The sequence below is a fragment of the Pseudomonas sp. KBN10P06128 genome, from assembly GCF_037574945.1.
Taxonomy (GTDB): domain Bacteria; phylum Pseudomonadota; class Gammaproteobacteria; order Pseudomonadales; family Pseudomonadaceae; genus Pseudomonas; species Pseudomonas aeruginosa.
Genome location: NZ_JBBELR010000001.1, coordinates 4,623,847 through 4,642,591, shown reverse-complemented (window position 1 = coordinate 4,642,591; position 18,745 = coordinate 4,623,847). Strand labels below are relative to the sequence as shown.

At 66.7% G+C, this 18,745-nt stretch carries 17 protein-coding genes; 15 read left to right on the top strand and 2 right to left on the bottom strand.

Annotated elements, in window-relative coordinates; all coding sequences use genetic code 11:
• Window positions 1–24 precede the first annotated feature (24 nt).
• The gene (locus VQ065_RS21660) at window positions 25–1,353 is read right to left on the bottom strand and encodes an SGNH/GDSL hydrolase family protein (RefSeq protein WP_022580339.1); all 1,329 of its coding nucleotides are present in this window, start codon (window positions 1,351–1,353) and stop codon (window positions 25–27) included.
• 111 nt (window positions 1,354–1,464) lie between these two features.
• Here VQ065_RS21660 and VQ065_RS21655 point away from each other — a divergent pair, with 111 nt between their 5' ends.
• Window positions 1,465–2,376, top strand: coding sequence for a LysR substrate-binding domain-containing protein (locus VQ065_RS21655; RefSeq protein WP_003091403.1), 912 nt, complete (start codon window positions 1,465–1,467; stop codon window positions 2,374–2,376).
• 79 nt (window positions 2,377–2,455) lie between these two features.
• Window positions 2,456–2,833, top strand: coding sequence for a RidA family protein (locus VQ065_RS21650; protein ID WP_003091402.1), 378 nt, complete (start codon window positions 2,456–2,458; stop codon window positions 2,831–2,833).
• Between the two features lie 92 nt (window positions 2,834–2,925).
• On the opposite strand, the gene VQ065_RS21645 is transcribed toward VQ065_RS21650, so the two are convergent.
• Window positions 2,926–3,819 carry a LysR family transcriptional regulator gene (locus VQ065_RS21645; RefSeq protein WP_003091401.1) on the bottom strand — a complete coding sequence of 298 codons (894 nt, stop codon included), beginning with the start codon at window positions 3,817–3,819 and terminating at the stop codon, window positions 2,926–2,928.
• 162 nt (window positions 3,820–3,981) lie between these two features.
• On the opposite strand from VQ065_RS21645, the gene leuC reads away from it, so the two are divergent.
• The 13 genes from leuC (at window position 3,982) to VQ065_RS21580 (ending at window position 18,565) form a co-directional block, all read left to right on the top strand.
• Entirely contained in the window at window positions 3,982–5,406 is a 1,425-nt protein-coding gene (gene leuC / locus VQ065_RS21640; protein WP_003091399.1) for a 3-isopropylmalate dehydratase large subunit, read from the top strand.
• A gap of 11 nt (window positions 5,407–5,417) precedes the next feature.
• Window positions 5,418–6,056: a 3-isopropylmalate dehydratase small subunit gene (gene leuD, locus VQ065_RS21635; protein ID WP_003091398.1), complete on the top strand. Its 639-nt coding sequence runs from the start codon at window positions 5,418–5,420 to the stop codon at window positions 6,054–6,056.
• Window positions 6,057–6,127: 71 nt separating this feature from the next.
• Window positions 6,128–6,889, top strand: coding sequence for a class I SAM-dependent methyltransferase (locus tag VQ065_RS21630; RefSeq protein ID WP_003091396.1), 762 nt, complete (start codon window positions 6,128–6,130; stop codon window positions 6,887–6,889).
• A 58-nt stretch (window positions 6,890–6,947) separates the two neighbouring features.
• A complete protein-coding gene (gene leuB / locus VQ065_RS21625; RefSeq protein ID WP_003091395.1) occupies window positions 6,948–8,030 on the top strand; it encodes a 3-isopropylmalate dehydrogenase in 1,083 nt (360 codons plus the stop codon).
• A 69-nt stretch (window positions 8,031–8,099) separates the two neighbouring features.
• Window positions 8,100–9,212 carry an aspartate-semialdehyde dehydrogenase gene (gene asd / locus VQ065_RS21620; protein ID WP_003111187.1) on the top strand — a complete coding sequence of 371 codons (1,113 nt, stop codon included), beginning with the start codon at window positions 8,100–8,102 and terminating at the stop codon, window positions 9,210–9,212.
• A 101-nt stretch (window positions 9,213–9,313) separates the two neighbouring features.
• On the top strand, window positions 9,314–10,324 hold the full coding sequence (locus tag VQ065_RS21615; protein ID WP_003091393.1) for an aspartate-semialdehyde dehydrogenase: 1,011 nt from the start codon (window positions 9,314–9,316) through the stop codon (window positions 10,322–10,324).
• A gap of 168 nt (window positions 10,325–10,492) precedes the next feature.
• The gene (fimV, locus tag VQ065_RS21610; RefSeq protein WP_023098502.1) at window positions 10,493–13,267 is read left to right on the top strand and encodes a motility hub landmark protein FimV; all 2,775 of its coding nucleotides are present in this window, start codon (window positions 10,493–10,495) and stop codon (window positions 13,265–13,267) included.
• Window positions 13,268–13,288: 21 nt separating this feature from the next.
• Window positions 13,289–14,146 (top strand): tRNA pseudouridine(38-40) synthase TruA, encoded by an 858-nt coding sequence (gene truA, locus VQ065_RS21605; RefSeq protein ID WP_003091390.1) that lies wholly within the window; start codon window positions 13,289–13,291, stop codon window positions 14,144–14,146.
• A gap of 89 nt (window positions 14,147–14,235) precedes the next feature.
• Complete coding sequence (locus VQ065_RS21600; protein WP_003091389.1) at window positions 14,236–14,871, top strand: phosphoribosylanthranilate isomerase; 636 nt, start codon at window positions 14,236–14,238, stop codon at window positions 14,869–14,871.
• Window positions 14,872–15,139: 268 nt separating this feature from the next.
• On the top strand, window positions 15,140–16,012 hold the full coding sequence (accD, locus tag VQ065_RS21595) for an acetyl-CoA carboxylase, carboxyltransferase subunit beta (RefSeq protein WP_003104199.1): 873 nt from the start codon (window positions 15,140–15,142) through the stop codon (window positions 16,010–16,012).
• The gene (gene folC / locus VQ065_RS21590; protein ID WP_003091387.1) at window positions 16,009–17,298 is read left to right on the top strand and encodes a bifunctional tetrahydrofolate synthase/dihydrofolate synthase; all 1,290 of its coding nucleotides are present in this window, start codon (window positions 16,009–16,011) and stop codon (window positions 17,296–17,298) included. Before accD ends, folC begins: the two co-directional genes overlap by 4 nt.
• Window positions 17,299–17,301: 3 nt before the next feature.
• Window positions 17,302–17,949 (top strand): SPOR domain-containing protein, encoded by a 648-nt coding sequence (locus tag VQ065_RS21585; RefSeq protein WP_011666600.1) that lies wholly within the window; start codon window positions 17,302–17,304, stop codon window positions 17,947–17,949.
• A gap of 73 nt (window positions 17,950–18,022) precedes the next feature.
• Complete coding sequence (locus tag VQ065_RS21580) at window positions 18,023–18,565, top strand: CvpA family protein (protein WP_003113932.1); 543 nt, start codon at window positions 18,023–18,025, stop codon at window positions 18,563–18,565.
• The last annotated feature ends 180 nt before the right edge of the window (window positions 18,566–18,745 follow it).

The window sequence follows — 18,745 nt, the reverse complement described above, 5'->3', positions numbered from 1 at the left end:
AAAGGCGCCTTCGGGCGCCTTTTTTCATTTCGTTGCGCTATCGGCCCGGGGCTCTGCCGGTGTGCCGTCAGGCACCTCGTCCAGCAGGACGTCGAGGTCGACGGCGGCCGCCATCGCACGGTTGCCTTCGTCGCTGGGGTGCAGATGGTCGCCGGAGTCGTAGCGCGCGGCGAGCCGCGACGGCTGCTCCGGATCGCGCAATGCCGCGTCGAAGTCGATCACCGCATCGAAGGCGCCGGCATGACGGATCCACTCGTTAACCTGCCTGCGCAGGGCTTCCTTGGCGGGATGGTAATAATCGCTCAACGGCGTGCCGGGCAGTGCGCCCTCGAACGGCGTGAGGGTCGCGCCGACGACCCGGATACCCCGGTTGTGCGCCCGTTCGATCAATTGCCGGTAGCCGGCGATCAGCGCTTCCAGGGTGGGCGGTGCGGCATTCCGGGCAAAAGCGGTACCGGGCCAGGCAATGTCGTTGATGCCGAGCATCACCACCATGCTGCTTGTGCCTGGCTGGGCCAGTACGTCGCGGTCCAGACGTGCCAGCGCGCTCGCGCCCATGCCGTCGCTCAGCAGACGGGCGCCGGAAATCCCCGCATTGACCACGGCGACGCCATGCGGGGCCAGGCGTTCGGCGAGGAAGTCCGGCCAACGGCTGTTCCGGTCGAGGCTGGCGCTGGCTCCGTCGGTGATCGAGTCGCCGAGCGTCACCAGCGTCCGCGTTGCCGTTTCGGTTTCGACCAGGATACCTGTCAACAGCAGGCGCGCGGTGGTGCTCTGGCTGTCCGCCGCGTCCAGCTGCAATGCGTGGCTTTGGGTCTGCTCGCCGGCGACGATCCAGCCCGTCTGGCGGCCGTCCCAGTGGAAGGTTTCCATGGGCGTGGCGGCCGGCAGGTAGAGACTCACCAGCACCTGCGAGAGCGCGGCCACCGGCATCGCCACCGGATCGCTGAGTAGCGTGGCGCCGGGCGCGATGGTCGCCGTCCGGCGTCCGCCGAAGGTCACGTCATGCAGGCTGCCGGTGGCGACCGCGGCGCGCTCGGAACCCGGTTTGGCCAGGGTGGCCCGGCCGATCCGGATCGGGCGCTTTCCATAGGTATTTGCCAGGACGATGCGCACGCGCGTTCCTCCCAGGCTGATTCGCGCCAGTTGCCGCACCGTCTGGTCGTGCAGTTCGGCCGGCACGTTGCTGGGAAACAGGAAGTCCTCAGCCCAGACCGGCTGCGGGCTGGCCTGCCAACTGGCGGTCCAGGAAGCGGCCGGCGCGGCGCAGGCGTACAACAGGCTCGTCGCGAGCGCGAAGGCCCGGGTTGCGCTGGAGGTCGCGGCGGGAAGTCTTTCGATGGGTCGTTTCATGTCGTTGAATTCAGTGGTTATCCTGTAGCTGATGATGAATTCAACGATTTAAGGGAAATAGACCGTAGCGGGGAACATCATTTATGAAGCGAAATCATCAGGCGGGGCGCCATGGCCCGGCTTGAAGTCAACCGTTCCGGCGAACTGGAGGTGTTTGCCCGGGTCGTCGAGTCGGGGGGCTTTTCCGCCGCCGCTCGACGTTGCGGCATGACGCCCTCGGCAGTCAGCAAGCTGATCACCCGGCTCGAACAGCGCCTGGGAACCCGCTTGCTGAACCGCTCCACCCGTCAATTGCAACTGACGCCCGAGGGATGCACGTTCTACGAGCGCGGGGTACGTATCCTGGCCGACCTGGAGGAAGCCGAGCGGTGTGCGAGCGAAAACGCGGCGCCGCGCGGGCGCTTGCGAGTCAGCGCCAACGTGCCTTTCGGGCATCATTTCCTGCTGCCGCTGGTGCCCGAGTTCCTCGCGCAGCATCCCGAGGTGACGCTGGATATCGTGCTGACCGATGAGGTCGTCGACATCCTCGAGCAGCGCACCGACGTGGCCGTGCGCGCGGGGCCGCTGAAAAGCTCGAGCCTGGTGGCGCGCAAGCTGGGGAGCACGCGCATGCTGATCGTCGGTGCGCCGGCCTACCTGGCCCGGCATGGCATGCCGGCCACGCCGCAGGCGCTGCTGGGGCACAACCGCCTCGGCGCCAACTATGTGCGAACGCGCTCCGGCTGGCCGCTGCGGGACGCCGGCGAGGAACTCGTGGTGCCGTTGTCGGGCAACGCCCAGGCCAGCGATGGCGAGGCGCTGCGCCGTCTGGCCGTGGCCGGCCTGGGCCTGGCGCGGCTGGCCGCGTTCCAGGTGCGCGAGGACATAGCCGCCGGTCGCCTGATTCCCGTGCTCGAGGCATACAACCCGGGCGACCTGGAGGAAGTCCACGCCGTCTACGTCGGCCAGGGCGGCTATCTGCCGCTGCGCGTGCGGGCGTTCCTGGACTTTCTGGCGGAGCGCGTCGATATGAGCCAGGGTTGATCGCAGTGCTACATGAATACGCCGATTCCGCGGCCGAAAGCTTTTCTTCCTAGCGCTTCAGTAACAGGAGGCAATCCAGATGAGCGATGACATCCAGCGTTACCCCAGCAGCCTGCCGTTTCCCTTTTCCCGCGCGGTGCGGGCCGGCGGCTTCCTGTTTCTTTCCGGACAGGTGCCGATGAGTCCGACCGGCGAGGTGGTACGTGGCGATATCCAGACCCAGACCGAAGCGGTGATGGCACGCATCGGCGAGACCCTGGAGAGCTGTGGCGCGCGTTTCGACCAACTGGTGAAGGTCACCGTCTGGCTGTCGGACATGGCCCACTTCGCCGGTTTCAACGAGGTCTACCAGCGTCATGTGCAGGGGGCCTTGCCGGTACGCTCGACGGTGACCGCCGGGCTGGCGCTGGGGGTCGACGTGGAGGTCGAGGTGCAGGCGTGGGTCGGCGAGGGCTGAGTCGCGAGGGCATTGGCATGCAGGTCGGGTGAGCGCTGGCCGCGGACGGCGAAGAGGGAAGGGCCTACCCGTGGCGTTCGTCCTGAATCGCTTCAGGCCGCTGGAGTGCCGTTGCCGAATGCCTGTTCGTCGAGCAGGCGCATGAAGGCGCGCGCGGCGTTCGACAGGGTCCGCTCGGTGTGCAGGATGTAGCCGAGCTGGCGGCTGAGCTGGATGTCCTGTAGCGGCAGGCGCACCACCTGGTCGTCGAGCATGGTCCGCGGCAGCACGCTCCAGGCCAAGCCGATGGAGACCATCATCTTGATGGTCTCCAGGTAGTTGGTGCTCATGGCGATGTTCGGCGTCAGCCCTTCGGCTTCGAACATGCGCCGCACGATGTGGTGGGTGAAGGTGTTGCCGCCGGGGAATACCGCGGGGTGCTTGGCGACGTCGGCGAGGAACACCGTGCCCTGTCGGGCCAGCGGGTGCTCCGGGGCGGCGACGAAGTCCAGCGGGTCGTCCCACACCGGGACTGCGCGCACCGGTTCGGCGGTTTCCGGGGCCAGGGTGATCACCGCCAGTTCCGCACGGCCATGAAGGATCTCCTCGTAGGCCACTTCCGAATCCAGGAACTGGATATCCAGCGCCACCTGCGGATGCGCCCGGGTGAAGGCGCGCAGCAGCGGCGGCAGGCGATGCAGGCCGATGTGGTGGCTGGTGGCCAGGACCAGCCGGCCGCTGACCTCGCCGGTGAGGTTGTTCAGCGCCCGGCGGGTGTCGTCGAGCACGTTGAGCAACTGGTAGGCGCGCGGCAGCAGGGCGCGGCCGGCCTCGGTGAGGTTGACCTCGCGGCCGACCCGGTCGAACAGCCGGGCATTGAGCTGCTGTTCGAGGGCGGCGATGCGCTTGCTCACCGCCGGTTGGGTCAGGTGCAGGCGCTCGCCGGCTTCGGAGAAGCTGCCGGTCTCGGCAATGGCGATGAAGGTGTTGAGGCTGTTCAGGTCCATTGCGGGCCTCCGCTGGTTTCGGCTGCCCGGAGCTTAGCGCCAATGGATTCCTGTTGGGAATGCTTTGGATGAAAAATATGAATTTGAGTTATTCGTAGACAAGCCATAGGATCATCCTCACAAGCCCTGTGGGCATAGAAATAAGCTGATGAGGAAATCCCGATGGCCGGCAAGACCCTCTACGACAAACTCTGGGACATGCACCTGGTCAAGCAGCGCGACGACGGTTCGGCGCTGATCTACATCGACCGCCATATCCTGCACGAAGTGACCTCGCCGCAGGCCTTCGAGGGTCTTCGCCTGGCCGGGCGCAAGCCGTGGCGGATCGACGCCAACATTGCCACCCCGGACCACAACGTGCCGACCACCCGCACCGAGCGCAAGGGCGGCATCGCCGCCATCGCCGACGAGGTCTCGCGCCTGCAGGTGCAGACCCTCGACGAGAACTGCGATGACTTCGGCATCACCGAATTCAAGATGAACGACGTGCGCCAGGGCATCGTCCATGTGGTCGGTCCGGAGCAGGGCGCGACCCTCCCGGGGATGACCGTGGTCTGCGGCGACTCGCACACTTCCACCCACGGCGCCTTCGGCGCGCTGGCCCACGGCATCGGCACTTCCGAGGTCGAGCATGTGCTGGCGACCCAGTGCCTGGTGGCGAAGAAGATGAAGAACATGCTGGTCAAGGTCGAAGGCAGGCTGCCGGCCGGCGTCACGGCGAAGGATATCGTCCTCGCGGTGATCGGCAGGATCGGCACCGCCGGCGGCAACGGCCACGCCATCGAGTTCGCCGGCAGCGCCATCCGCGACCTGTCCATCGAAGGGCGGATGACCATCTGCAACATGTCGATCGAGGCGGGCGCCCGCGTCGGCCTGGTCGCCGTCGACCAGAAGACCATCGACTACGTGAAGGGCCGGCCCTTCGCGCCGAGCGCCGAGCAATGGGACCAGGCCGTCGCCTGCTGGCAGGGGCTGGTGTCGGACGCCGATGCCCGCTTCGATACCGTGGTCGAGCTGGACGCCGCGCAGATCAAGCCGCAGGTCAGCTGGGGCACGTCGCCGGAAATGGTCCTGGCCGTGGACCAGAACGTGCCGGACCCGGCCCGCGAGAGCGACCCGATCAAGCGCGGTTCGATCGAGCGCGCCTTGAAATACATGGGCCTGCGGCCGAACCAGGCGATCACCGACATCCAGCTGGACCGGGTATTCATCGGTTCCTGCACCAACTCGCGGATCGAGGACCTGCGTGCCGCCGCCGAAGTGGCCAGGGGCCGCAAGGTCGCCGCGACCATCAAGCAGGCGTTGGTGGTGCCGGGTTCCGGGTTGGTCAAGGAGCAGGCCGAGAAGGAAGGCCTGGACCGGATCTTCATCGAGGCCGGCTTCGAATGGCGCGAGCCGGGCTGTTCCATGTGCCTGGCGATGAACCCGGACCGGCTGGAGAGCGGCGAACACTGCGCCTCGACCTCCAACCGCAACTTCGAGGGCCGTCAGGGCGCCGGTGGCCGTACCCACCTGGTCAGCCCGGCGATGGCCGCCGCCGCGGCCGTCAACGGCCGCTTCATCGATGTCCGCGAATTGCTCGCCTGAGGAGAACCGAGATGAAACCCTATACCCAGACGACCGGTCTCGTCGCTCCGCTGGATCGCGCCAACGTCGATACCGATCAGATCATTCCCAAGCAATTCCTCAAGTCGATCAAGCGCACCGGCTTCGGCCCCAACCTGTTCGACGAATGGCGCTACCTGGATGTCGGGCAGCCGGGACAGGACAACTCGAAGCGTCCGCTGAACCCGGACTTCGTCCTCAACCAGCCGCGCTACCAGGGCGCCAGCGTACTGCTGGCGCGGGAGAACTTCGGCTGCGGCTCGTCCCGCGAGCACGCGCCCTGGGCGCTGGACGAGTACGGTTTCCGCACGGTGATCGCACCGAGCTATGCCGACATCTTCTTCAACAACAGTTTCAAGAACGGCTTGCTGCCGATCATCCTGCCCGAGGCCGAGGTGGACGAACTGTTCCGCCAGGTCGAGGCGAACGAAGGCTACCAGTTGTCCATCGACCTGGCGGCGCAGACCGTTACCCGTCCTGATGGCAAGGTGCTGGGGTTCGAGGTCGACCCGTTCCGCAAGCATTGCCTGCTCAACGGCCTCGACGACATCGGCCTGACGCTGCAGGACGCCGATGCGATCCGTGCCTTCGAGGACGGCTACCGCCAGCAGCAGCCCTGGCTGTTCCGCTGAGCGGCACGCGAGTCCCCTTGCCGGGCGCATCCTGGGTAGGGTGCGCCCGGTTTTTCTCCTGGAGTAGGTTCATGAGCGACCACGATGACGTTGTCCAGCGCCAGTTCGGCGCCCAGGCTGCGGCCTACCTGAGCAGCGCCGTGCATGCCCAGGGCGAGGAATTCGCCTTGCTGCGCGACGCCCTGGCCGGGCGCCCGGAAGCGCGGGTCCTCGACCTGGGTTGCGGCGCCGGCCACGTGAGCTTCCAGGTCGCCGCCCTGGCAGGGGAGGTGGTGGCCTACGATCTTTCCGCCGAGATGCTCGCCGTGGTGGCGCAGAGCGCCGCGGAACGGGGCATGGCGAACATCCGTACCGAACAGGGCAAGGCGGAGAGCCTGCCCTTCGCCGACGGCGAGTTCGATTTCGTCTTCAGTCGCTATTCCACCCATCACTGGCGCGACGTCGGCCTGGCCCTGCGCGAGGTGCGGCGGGTGCTCAAGCCCGGCGGGGTGGCGATCTTCGTCGACGTGGCGGCGCCCGGGCAGGCCTTGCCGGACACCTTCCTGCAGACCGTCGAGCTGCTCCGCGACACCAGCCATGTGCGCAACTACTCGCCGGCCGAGTGGGCGCGCCTGAGCGGCGAGGCGGGCTTGCTGGTCACCGGAAGCCGGCGCCAGCGCCTGCGCCTGGAGTTCCAGTCGTGGGTCGAGCGGATGCGTACGCCGGAGGTGTTCCGCCAGGCGATCCGCAGCCTGCAACTGGCGGTAGGCGAGGAAGTCAGAGAGTATTTCGAGATTGCCGACGACGGCTCGTTCAGCACCGACGTGCTGGTGCTGTGGCTGCGTCGGGAGTGACGGTTCGATCACGGCGGCGCATGCCCGCCGTTCAATGAATGAAGGACAAGAGGGTGTTATGAGCAAGCAGATCCTGGTTCTCCCCGGTGACGGTATCGGTCCGGAAATCATGGCGGAAGCGGTCAAGGTGCTGGAGCTGGCCAACGACAGGTTCCAGCTCGGCTTCGAACTGGCCGAGGACGTCATCGGTGGCGCGGCCATCGACAAGCACGGCGTGCCGCTGGCCGACCAGACCCTGCAGCGCGCGCGCCAGGCCGATGCGGTGCTGCTGGGCGCGGTAGGAGGGCCGAAATGGGACAGGATCGAACGCGATATCCGTCCCGAGCGCGGCCTGCTGAAGATCCGCTCGCAACTGGGCCTGTTCGCCAACCTGCGTCCGGCCATCCTCTACCCGCAACTGGCCGCGGCCTCCAGCCTGAAGCCGGAAGTGGTCGCCGGGCTGGACATCCTCATCGTCCGCGAACTGACCGGCGGCATCTACTTCGGCCAGCCCCGCGAGCAGCGCGTGCTGGAGAACGGCGAGCGCCAGGCCTACGACACCCTGCCGTACAGCGAGAGCGAAATCCGTCGTATCGCCCGCGTCGGTTTCGACATGGCCCGCGTACGCAACAACAGGCTCTGCTCGGTGGACAAGGCCAACGTCCTCGCCTCCAGCCAGCTGTGGCGGGAAGTGGTGGAAGAAGTGGCGAAGGACTACCCGGACGTCGAGCTTTCCCATATGTACGTGGACAACGCCGCCATGCAGCTGGTGCGCGCGCCCAAGCAGTTCGACGTGATGGTCACCGACAACATGTTCGGCGACATCCTGTCGGATGAGGCTTCCATGCTGACCGGTTCCATCGGCATGCTGCCTTCTGCCTCGCTCGACGCGAACAACAAGGGCATGTACGAACCCTGCCACGGTTCCGCCCCGGACATCGCCGGTCAGGGCATCGCCAACCCGCTTGCGACCATCCTCTCGGTCTCGATGATGTTGCGCTACAGCTTCAGCCAGGCGACCGCCGCCGACGCCATCGAGCAGGCGGTGAGCAAGGTCCTCGACCAGGGGCTGCGCACCGGCGACATCTGGTCCGAAGGCTGCCGCAAGGTCGGCACCCGGGAAATGGGCGATGCCGTAGTCGCGGCACTCAAGAATCTGTAATCTGACGGGCTTGGCCGGCGCCATGATGGCTGTCGGCCAGCTCACTTCTCTCATATAGGTGTAGTTGCGATGAAGCGTGTAGGTCTGATCGGTTGGCGCGGGATGGTGGGTTCCGTACTCATGCAGCGGATGCTGGAAGAGCGGGACTTCGACCTGATCGAGCCGGTGTTCTTCACCACGTCGAACGTCGGTGGCCAGGGCCCGGAAGTGGGCAAGGACATCGCTCCGCTGAAGGACGCCTACAGCATCGACGAGCTGAAGACCCTCGACGTGATCCTGACCTGCCAGGGCGGCGACTACACCAGCGAAGTATTCCCCAAGCTGCGCGAGGCCGGCTGGCAGGGCTACTGGATCGATGCCGCCTCCAGCCTGCGCATGGAAGACGACGCGGTGATCGTCCTCGACCCGGTCAACCGCAAGGTCATCGACCAGGCCCTGGACGCCGGCACCCGCAACTACATCGGCGGCAACTGCACCGTCAGCCTGATGCTGATGGCCCTGGGCGGGCTGTTCGACGCCGGGCTGGTCGAGTGGATGAGCGCCATGACCTACCAGGCCGCCTCCGGCGCCGGCGCGCAGAACATGCGTGAACTGCTCAAGCAGATGGGCGCCGCCCATGCATCGGTGGCGGATGACCTGGCCAACCCGGCCAGTGCGATCCTCGACATCGACCGCAAGGTGGCGGAGACCCTGCGCAGCGAAGCCTTCCCCACCGAGCATTTCGGCGCGCCGCTGGGCGGCAGCCTGATCCCCTGGATCGACAAGGAACTGCCCAACGGGCAGAGCCGCGAAGAGTGGAAGGCCCAGGCGGAGACCAACAAGATCCTCGCCCGCTTCAAGAACCCGATCCCGGTCGACGGTATCTGCGTGCGCGTCGGCGCCATGCGTTGCCACAGCCAGGCGCTGACCATCAAGTTGAACAAGGATGTGCCGCTGACCGACATCGAGGGCCTGATCAGCCAGCACAATCCCTGGGTCAAGCTGGTGCCGAACCACCGCGAGGTAAGCGTGCGCGAGCTGACCCCGGCCGCCGTCACCGGCACCCTGAGCGTTCCGGTCGGGCGCCTGCGCAAGCTGAACATGGGCTCCCAGTATCTCGGCGCCTTCACCGTCGGCGACCAGTTGCTGTGGGGCGCTGCCGAGCCGCTGCGGCGCATGTTGCGCATCCTGCTGGAGCGCTGATCGATCCGGCGCCGCCCGCAATGGGTGGCGCCTCGATTGCCTGGGCGAAGGTGGGCAAGTAAAGTGCCACGCCTATTTCGCAGACCGCCGAGGCTTTTCCCATGTCCCAGCCCCTCAATGTCGCAGTCGTAGGCGCCACCGGATCGGTTGGCGAGGCTCTGGTCGGTCTCCTCGACGAACGCGACTTCCCGCTTCATCGTTTGCACCTGCTGGCCAGCGCCGAGTCGGCCGGGCAGCGCATGGGTTTCGCCGAAAGCAGCCTGCGCGTCGGCGATGTCGATAGCTTCGATTTTTCCAGTGTCGGCCTGGCCTTCTTCGCCGCGGCAGCCGAGGTGTCGCGTGCCCATGCCGAGCGCGCCCGCGCGGCGGGTTGTTCGGTGATCGACCTGAGCGGCGCCCTGGAACCGAGCGTCGCACCGCCGGTCATGGTTTCGGTGAATGCCGAACGCCTGGCCTCGCAAGCGGCGCCGTTCCTTTTGTCCAGTCCTTGCGCCGTAGCCGCCGAACTGTGCGAAGTGCTGGCGCCACTACTGGCCACGCTGGATTGCCGGCAACTGAACCTGACAGCCTGCCTCTCCGTCTCCAGCCTGGGGCGCGAAGGGGTGAAGGAACTCGCCCGGCAGACCGCCGAACTGCTCAATGCGCGCCCCCTGGAGCCGCGTCTCTTCGACCGCCAGATCGCCTTCAACCTGCTGGCGCAGGTCGGCGCGGTGGATGGCGAGGGGCACAGCGCCATCGAGCGGCGCATCTTCGCGGAGGTGCAGGCCTTGCTTGGCGAGCGTATCGGACCGTTGAACGTTACCTGCATCCAGGCGCCGGTATTCTTCGGCGATAGCCTCAGCGTGACCCTGCAGTGCGCGGAACCGGTGGACCTGGCCGCGGTGACGCGGGTCCTCGATGCGACGAAAGGTATCGAATGGGTCGGCGAGGGCGATTATCCGACGGTGGTCGGCGATGCCCTCGGCCAGGACGAGACCTATGTCGGCCGGGTGAGGGCGGGGCAGGCTGATCCCTGTCAGGTCAATTTGTGGATTGTGTCTGATAATGTGCGAAAAGGTGCCGCGCTGAATGCCGTGCTCCTGGGTGAGTTGTTGATAAAACACTATCTGTAAAAGATACTTACCCACAGATTTGTAGAATTATTCGAGCTTGTTAATACTGGTTCGATCCGCTGCTGCCGGGGAGCGTCCGTCCATGCATGGCTGGGCGAGCGGACAGCAAGCACCGACGCACTCCCTCTCGTGAAACGAGAAAAGATATTAAAACCAAGGGATTACACTATGGTTCGGCTTCGTACACTGGTTCGGGCAATCGCGGCGGCCTCGGTCCTGACTTCCGGCATGGCGCATGGATTGGGACTGGGGGAAATCACCCTGAAGTCGGCGTTGAACCAACCGTTGGATGCCGAGATCGAGCTGCTCGAAGTTCGTGACCTGGGTTCGGGCGAGGTGATCCCGAGCCTGGCGTCGCCGGAAGAGTTCAGCAAGGCGGGCGTCGATCGCCTGTACTACCTCACCGACCTGAAGTTCACGCCGGTGGTGAAGCCCAACGGCAAGAGCGTCATTCGCGTGACCTCGTCGAAGCCGGTGCAGGAGCCCTACCTGAACTTCCTGGTCCAGGTGCTCTGGCCGAACGGCCGCCTGCTGCGCGAGTACACCGTCCTGCTGGATCCGCCGCTGTACTCCCCGCAGGCCGCGGCAAGCGCTCCGCAAGCGCCGGTCAGCGCGCCGCGCGCGACCGGCGCCCCGCGAGCCCCGCAGGCTCCGGCTCCGGTGCGTACCACCGCGCCGGCAGGCAGCGACACCTATCGCACCGTTTCCAACGACACGCTCTGGGAGATCGCCCAGCGCAACCGTACCGATCGCGTTTCCGTACCCCAGGCGATGCTCGCGTTCCAGGAACTGAATCCGGGCGCCTTCGTCGATGGCAACATCAACCGGCTGAAGAGCGGCCAGGTCCTGCGCATTCCCACCGAACAGCAGATGCTGGAGCGCTCGCCGCGCGAGGCGCTGTCCCAGGTGCAGGCGCAGAACCAGAGCTGGCGCGGCAGCCGCAATCCGGCCGCGGGCAGCGCTGGCGCCAGGCAGTTGGATGCGACCCAGCGCAATGCCGCCGGGTCGGCGCCATCCAAGGTCGACGCCACGGACAACCTGCGCCTGGTGTCTGGCGAGGGCAAGGCCAGCAAGGGTGCCGACAAGGGCGGGAAGGGCGACAGCAAGGCGCTCGCCGATACCCTGGCGGTGACCAAGGAAAGCCTCGATAGCACTCGCCGCGAGAACGAAGAACTGCAGAGCCGCATGCAGGATCTGCAGAGCCAGCTGGACAAGCTGCAGAAGTTGATCCAGTTGAAGGACGCCCAGTTGGCCAAGCTGCAAGGGCAGTTGGGCGCCGAAGGCCAGGGCGCAGCCCAGCCGAACGCAGCCCTGCCGGATGCGTCCCAGCCCAATGCAGCCGCGCAGGCGCCGGCTCAGCCCGGGACTCCCGCTGCGGCAGCGCCGACTCCTGCTCCGGCCGGAGAAGCACCCGCCGCTCCGGCGCAGCCTCCGGTGGCGCCGCCGCCCGCGCCAGCTGCCGAGAAGCCTCCGGCACCTGCCGTTCCGGCGCCCGCTCCGGTACAGGCGGCAGAACAGCCGGCACCGAGCTTCCTCGACGAACTGCTGGCCAACCCGCTGTGGTTGGCGGTGATCGGCGGTAGCGCACTGCTGGCGTTGCTGGTGCTGCTGATGATCCTGTCGCGGCGCAATGCGCAGAAAGAGAAGGAAGAAGCCCAGGCTTTCGCCGCGGATGCCGGCGAGGAACAGGAGGATGCGCTGGACCTGGGAAAGGACGGCTTCGACGACCTGACCCTCGACGAGCCTGAACCGCAGGTCGCAGCCGCTGCGCCGCAGGTCGAGAAGACCACTGCGCAGACTTCCGATGCGCTGGGCGAGGCCGACATCTATATCGCCTACGGGCGTTTCAACCAGGCCGCCGAACTGTTGCAGAACGCCATCTACGACGAGCCGCAGCGCACCGACCTGCGCCTCAAGCTGATGGAAGTCTATGCCGAGATGGGCGATCGCGAAGGTTTCGCTCGCCAGGAAAACGAGCTGCGCGAAATCGGCGGCGCACAGCCGCAGGTCGAGCAGCTCAAGTCGCGCTACCCGGCAATGGTCGCGGTCGCCGCGGTTGCCGGCCTGGCCGGCGCCAAGCTGGCGCAGGACGAGCTGGATAGTTTCAGCCTCGACGACCTGTCGCTCGACGACAGCGGTCACGCGGCCAAGCCGGATGCGGCAGGACAGGATCTCGACGACGCCTTCGACCTGAGCCTGGACGACCTGGGCGGCGGCGATCTTGGCAGCGACGACGTGCAGGCCGACCTCAAGTCCGACAGCGGGGCGCTGGACGACCTGACCCTGGACAGCGATCTGGACCTGGCGGCCTCGACCGCGGCGGACAAGCCTGTCGACGATCTCGACTTCGGCCTGGATTTCGCGGAATTGGCAGAGACTCCGAGCCAACCCAAGCATGACGACCTGGGCGATTTCTCCCTGAATCTCGATGCGCCGGAAGACAAGCTTTCGGACGACGACTTCCTGCTTTCGCTGAACGACGAGGTGCCCGCCGCGGCGCCAGCCGACAACGAATTCACCCTCGATACCGAGGCTGCCGAAGAGCCGGCGTTGTCCCTGCCGGACGACTTCGACCTGTCGCTGGCCGACGAGCCGACGGAGCCGGCCGCTCCGGAGAAGGGCGAGGACAGTTTCGCCGCCCAGTTGGACGAGGTGAGTGCGCAGTTGGACGAGTTGGCCAGCAACCTTGACGAGCCGAAGAGCGCGGCGCCGAGTTTCTCCGCCGAGGATGCAGCGGTCGCCTCCGCCCTGGACGGAGACGCCGACGATGACTTCGACTTCCTCTCCGGTGCCGACGAAGCGGCGACCAAGCTGGATCTGGCTCGCGCCTATATCGACATGGGCGATAGCGAAGGCGCGCGCGATATCCTCGACGAAGTCCTGGCCGAAGGTAACGACAGCCAGCAGGCGGAAGCCCGCGAGTTGCTGGAGCGCCTGGCCTGATCCGGAAATGAAGCGACCCTCATGAACGATGTTGTTCCGCCAGCGGCAGCCGAATCGGCTGCCGCTGGCGTTTCCAGAATCGCCCTCGGCATCGAGTACAAGGGCTCCCGCTATCGTGGTTGGCAGCGCCAGGAAGCCGGCGTGCCTTCCGTGCAGGAAGCGCTGGAGCGCGCCTTGTCGAAGGTTGCCGCCGAGCCGGTCGGGGTGATCTGCGCCGGCCGTACCGACGCTGCCGTTCATGCCAGCGGCCAGGTGGTGCATTTCGACACCGCGGTGGAGCGCCCGTTGAAAGCATGGGTGATGGGCACCAACGCCAACCTGCCCGCGGATATCAGTGTGACCTGGGCGAGGGTGATGCCGGCGCATTTCCACGCGCGCTTCTCGGCCATGGCCCGGCGCTATCGCTACGCCATCTACAACGATCCGATCCGCCCGGCGCACCTGGCCGAGGAAGTCACCTGGAACCATCGGCCGCTGGATATCGGGCGGATGCGTGAGGCGGCCCAGGTGCTGGTCGGCACCCATGACTTCACCTCGTTCCGGGCGGTGCAGTGCCAGGCCAAGTCGCCGGTCAAGACCATGCATCACGTGCGCTTGCTGGAGCATGGTCGGTTGATCGTGCTGGACATCCGCGGTAACGCTTTCCTTCACCATATGGTGCGCAACATCGCTGGCGTCCTGATGACCATCGGTGCCGGCGAGCGGCCGATCGAATGGGCGAAGGAGGTGCTCGAGGCGCGCGACCGGCGCGCCGGTGGGGTCACCGCGCACCCATACGGACTCTATCTGGTGCGGGTGGAGTACCCCGGGGAGTTCGAGTTGCCCGAGCGCTACCTGGGGCCGCATTTCCTTTCCGGATTGCCCGATATCGTCGGCTGACGTCGAATCGGGCTTTTGCTACCATCGAAAATTCCCGCCGGACCGGCCGTCCGGCGGTTCGTCGCTCACTCGCCGAGGATTCTCCGTCGTTGCCAGCCGTTCGCATCAAGATCTGCGGTATCACCCGAGTCGAGGACGCCCTGGCCGCCGCCGCGGCGGGCGCCGATGCCATCGGCCTGGTGTTCTATGCGAAGAGCCCGCGGGCGGTGGATATCCATCGGGCGCGGGAAATCGTTCGTGCCCTGCCGCCGTTCGTGACCAGCGTCGGCCTGTTCGTCAACGCCAGCCGCTGCGAACTGGGCGAGATTCTCGATGCGGTGCCGCTGGACCTGCTGCAATTCCATGGCGACGAGCGCGCCGAGGACTGCGAGGGACATCGGCGACCCTACCTGAAAGCCCTGCGGATGAAGCCCGGCGACGACATCGTCGGGCGCGCGGCGGCATATCCGGGAGCTGCCGGGATTCTCCTGGATACCTATGTGGAAGGCGTGCCCGGCGGCACGGGGGCGGCGTTCGACTGGTCGCTGGTGCCGGCCGACCTGGGCAAACCCCTGGTGCTGGCCGGCGGTCTGACGCCGGATAACGTCGGCAGGGCAGTCGAGCAGGTCAAGCCCTACGCGGTGGACGTCAGCGGTGGCGTCGAGGCGAGCAAGGGAATCAAGGATGCGGCGAGGGTCCGCGCGTTCGTGGACGCGGTGCGTTCGCGGCGCCGCGACGAGACATGATGTGACGACGGGCGGTCCGCCGCCGTCCACTAGCGTGTCGCCGTTTCCGCGACAACGCCCGGCCGCCGATAGGGAGGCCAGATATTTCGCGATAGCCGCTCGCCGGGTATCGCCCAGGTGACCGCGCAGGCGGGGGATGGGACAGGCCGCGAAACGCTTCGCAGCCGTGGGGCCCACCGCTGCCGGCGGTCACGAAGATGAATTTGCTCAGGGACGCCGTCACCGGATCGGTGCGGCCATCCCGACCTTGCACTGGAGAACAAAGAGCATGAGCAACTGGCTGGTAGACAAGCTGATCCCTTCCATCATGCGTTCCGAGTCCCAGAAGAGTTCGGTACCGGAAGGCCTGTGGCACAAATGCCCGTCCTGCGAAGCCGTGCTGTACCGTCCGGAGCTGGAAAAGACCCTGGATGTCTGCCCGAAGTGCGACCACCACATGCGCATCAACGCGCGTACCCGCCTGGACATCTTCCTCGATGAGGACGGTCGCGAGGAGCTGGGTGCTGACCTCGAGCCGGTGGACCGCCTGAAATTCCGCGACAGCAAGAAGTACAAGGATCGCCTCGCCGCGGCACAGAAGGACACCGGCGAGAAGGACGCGCTGATCGCCATGAGCGGCAAGCTGCAGGGTATGCCGGTGGTCGCCTGCGCCTTCGAGTTCTCCTTCATGGGCGGTTCGATGGGCGCCATCGTCGGCGAGCGCTTCGTTCGCGCGGCCAACGTCGCCCTGGAGAAGCGCTGCCCGCTGATCTGCTTCTCCGCCTCCGGCGGCGCGCGCATGCAGGAAGCGCTGATCTCGCTGATGCAGATGGCCAAGACTTCGGCGGTCCTGGCGCGCCTGCGCGAAGAAGGCATCCCGTTCGTCTCGGTATTGACCGACCCGGTCTACGGCGGCGTTTCCGCCAGCCTGGCGATGCTCGGCGACGTGATCGTCGGCGAACCCAAGGCGCTGATCGGCTTCGCCGGTCCCCGCGTGATCGAGCAGACCGTCCGCGAGAAGCTGCCGGAAGGCTTCCAGCGTAGCGAGTTCCTCCTCGAGCATGGCGCCATCGACATGATCGTGCATCGTGCCGAGTTGCGGCCGCGCCTGGCCAATCTGCTGTCGGCCTTCACTCATTCGCCGAGCCCCGTATCCGCATGACCCAGCGTTCCCTGGCCGATTGGCTGAGCTATCTCGAACAACTCCATCCGACGGCCATCGACATGGGCCTGGAGCGTTCCCGCGAGGTAGCGCGCCGGCTCGGCCTGGGAAGGCCGGCGAAACGCGTGGTCACCGTTACCGGGACCAACGGCAAGGGGTCTACCTGCGCCCTGCTCGCCGAACTGCTGCGTGAGCAGGGGTTGTCGGTCGGGGTCTACAGCTCGCCGCACTTGCTGCGCTACAACGAGCGGGTGCGGATCGATGGCGTCGAGGCCGGCGATGCGCAACTGTGCGACGCCTTCTCCGCGGTGGAGGCCGCACGCGGCGAGATTTCCCTGACCTATTTCGAAATGGGCACGCTGGCCGCCTTCTGGCTGTTCGAGCGCGCCGGGCTGGACTTCGCGGTGCTGGAAGTCGGCCTTGGCGGGCGCCTGGATGCGGTCAACCTGATCGACGCCGACCTGGCGCTGATCACCAGCATCGGCCTGGACCATGCCGAGTGGCTGGGCGATACCCGCGAAAGCGTGGCTTTCGAGAAAGCCGGTATCCTACGCGCCGGCAAACCGGCCCTGTGCGGCGATCTCGATCCCCCGCAGCCATTGCTGGAGCAGGTGACTGCGCTGGGGGCACCGCTTTACCTGCGCGGTCGCGACTACGATCTGGCGCTCGTCGATCATGGCTGGCACTGGCGCGGACTGGCCGCGGACGGCCAGGCGTTGGCGCTGCACGATCTGCCGTTGCTCGGGTTGCCCATGGAAAACGCCGCGCTGGCCCTGCAGGCCTACGCGTTGCTCGAGTTGCCCTGGCAGGCGGAGCGCCTGGCCGAGGCGCTGCGGCGGACCCGGGTGACCGGTCGCCTCGATCGCCGCGACCTGTCCTGGGACGGCCAGCCACGCCAGCTCCTGCTGGACGTCGGGCACAATCCCCAGGCCGCCCAGTACCTGGCGCAACGCCTGCGTGCCGCAGCGCCACGAGGACGCTACCTGGCGGTCTTCGGCCTGCTGGCGGACAAAGACCTGGATGGCGTACTGGAACCCTTGACCGGCTTGGTGCAGGATTGGGCCGTTGCACCGTTGCCGACCCCGCGTTCGCGGCCGGCCGCGGAGCTGGAGGCGGCGCTGATCCTGCGCCAGGTTCCGGCGAGCAGCCATGCGGATATCGCCGCTGCCCTGGACGCGCAGTGCGCCAAGGCTACCGCGGATGATGTCATTCTGCTGTTCGGATCGTTCTATAGCGTGGCCGAAGGCCTGGAGTGGCTGGCCCGTAGAACGGATAAGGGGGAGTAAACCATGGCCTTGCTGGAAAGAGGGCTGAAGCAGCGCATCGTCGGGGCGTTGGTGCTGATCGCCCTGGCGGTGATCTTCCTGCCGATGCTGTTCACCCGCGAAGACGAGTCGCGCCAGGTCGTGGTGGAAGCGCCGCCGCGCCCGCAAGCGCCGGCCATGCCCAGTGTCGAGGTGCAGCCGACCGAGGTGCCGGAACTGCAGCCCGGCGAAGAAGACATCGCTCCCGAGATCGTCGAGGAAGGCTCCCCGGCCGCCGCCGGCCAGCCCAGCCAGCCGATCGGCGGCCTGCCGGCGACCCCGCCGCCTGCCCAGACCCAGGCGCCGGCCGCCAGCCCGCCGCCAAGCCAGCCGCAACCGCCCGCTGCGCCGCCGAGCCCGCCGCCCGCGGAGAAGCGCCTGGACGCCAACAACCTGCCGCAGAGCTGGTCGGTACAGCTTGCCAGCCTGTCCAACCGGGCGCGCGCCGAGGAACTGCAGAAGACCCTGCGCTCCCAGGGCTACAACGCCTACATCCGCAGCTTCGACGGGATGAACCGGGTCTTCGTCGGGCCGGTGATCCAGCGCGCCGAGGCGGATCGCCTGCGCGACCAGCTGAGCAAGCAGCAGAAGCTCAACGGCTTCGTCGTGCGCTTCCAGCCGGAACGCGGTTGACCGCGACCCGCGGCTTACCGTCGCGGGCGCGCTCTGCTAAAATGCAGCGCCTTTTCTGCTTGTGGGCTGCATAGTGGCATTTACCTGGGTCGATTGGACGATGGTCGCCATCATCGTCGTTTCCAGCCTGATCAGTCTGAGTCGCGGCTTCGTCAAGGAAGCCTTGTCCCTGCTTACCTGGATAGTCGCCGGCGCGGTGGCCTGGATGTTCGGCGGGGCGCTGGCGCAGCACCTGGGCGAATACATCCAGACCCCCTCGGCACGCATCATCGCAGCCTGCGCGCTGCTGTTCATCGCGACCCTGCTGCTCGGGGCGCTGGTCAACTACCTCATCGGCGAACTGATCCGGGTCACCGGCCTGTCCGGCACCGACCGCTTCCTCGGCATGGTCTTCGGCGGTGCGCGCGGCGTACTGCTGGTCGTGCTGCTGGTCGGCCTGCTCAGCCTGGCCCCGGTACAGCAGGACCCTTGGTGGCAGCAGTCGGTGCTGATGCCGCATTTCCTGATGGTTGCCGACTGGTCGAAGAACTTCATTCTCGGTTTCGCCGGCCAGTGGTTGCCGGCCGCGCCGATAACGCCGCCGAGCGGCATCGGCGGGCTGCTTCCCAGCCAGTGATTTTGGCGGGACACTGGCTGAGGCCAAGTCCCGCGGTTTTCCAGGGCGGCGCGTCGATGGCGCGGCGCCGGCGGCACAGGACGTGCCGCGAGCCAGTCGGCGGCGAAGGTCGCCGATTCGCGGGAGCCAGCGGCCCACGAGGCCCTGGTCAGCTCGATGGTCCGGGACGGACCGATCGCG

Bases quoted from the DNA above. Each gene is read 5' to 3' on its own strand.
- VQ065_RS21660 (WP_022580339.1), bottom strand. From the start codon at position 1,353: ATGAAACGACCCATCGAAAGACTTCCCGCCGCGACCTCCAGCGCAACC.
- VQ065_RS21655 (WP_003091403.1), top strand. From the start codon at position 1,465: ATGGCCCGGCTTGAAGTCAACCGTTCCGGCGAACTGGAGGTGTTTGCC.
- VQ065_RS21650 (WP_003091402.1), top strand. From the start codon at position 2,456: ATGAGCGATGACATCCAGCGTTACCCCAGCAGCCTGCCGTTTCCCTTT.
- VQ065_RS21645 (WP_003091401.1), bottom strand. From the start codon at position 3,819: ATGGACCTGAACAGCCTCAACACCTTCATCGCCATTGCCGAGACCGGC.
- leuC (WP_003091399.1), top strand. From the start codon at position 3,982: ATGGCCGGCAAGACCCTCTACGACAAACTCTGGGACATGCACCTGGTC.
- leuD (WP_003091398.1), top strand. From the start codon at position 5,418: ATGAAACCCTATACCCAGACGACCGGTCTCGTCGCTCCGCTGGATCGC.
- VQ065_RS21630 (WP_003091396.1), top strand. From the start codon at position 6,128: ATGAGCGACCACGATGACGTTGTCCAGCGCCAGTTCGGCGCCCAGGCT.
- leuB (WP_003091395.1), top strand. From the start codon at position 6,948: ATGAGCAAGCAGATCCTGGTTCTCCCCGGTGACGGTATCGGTCCGGAA.
- asd (WP_003111187.1), top strand. From the start codon at position 8,100: ATGAAGCGTGTAGGTCTGATCGGTTGGCGCGGGATGGTGGGTTCCGTA.
- VQ065_RS21615 (WP_003091393.1), top strand. From the start codon at position 9,314: ATGTCCCAGCCCCTCAATGTCGCAGTCGTAGGCGCCACCGGATCGGTT.
- fimV (WP_023098502.1), top strand. From the start codon at position 10,493: ATGGTTCGGCTTCGTACACTGGTTCGGGCAATCGCGGCGGCCTCGGTC.
- truA (WP_003091390.1), top strand. From the start codon at position 13,289: ATGAACGATGTTGTTCCGCCAGCGGCAGCCGAATCGGCTGCCGCTGGC.
- accD (WP_003104199.1), top strand. From the start codon at position 15,140: ATGAGCAACTGGCTGGTAGACAAGCTGATCCCTTCCATCATGCGTTCC.
- folC (WP_003091387.1), top strand. From the start codon at position 16,009: ATGACCCAGCGTTCCCTGGCCGATTGGCTGAGCTATCTCGAACAACTC.
- VQ065_RS21585 (WP_011666600.1), top strand. From the start codon at position 17,302: ATGGCCTTGCTGGAAAGAGGGCTGAAGCAGCGCATCGTCGGGGCGTTG.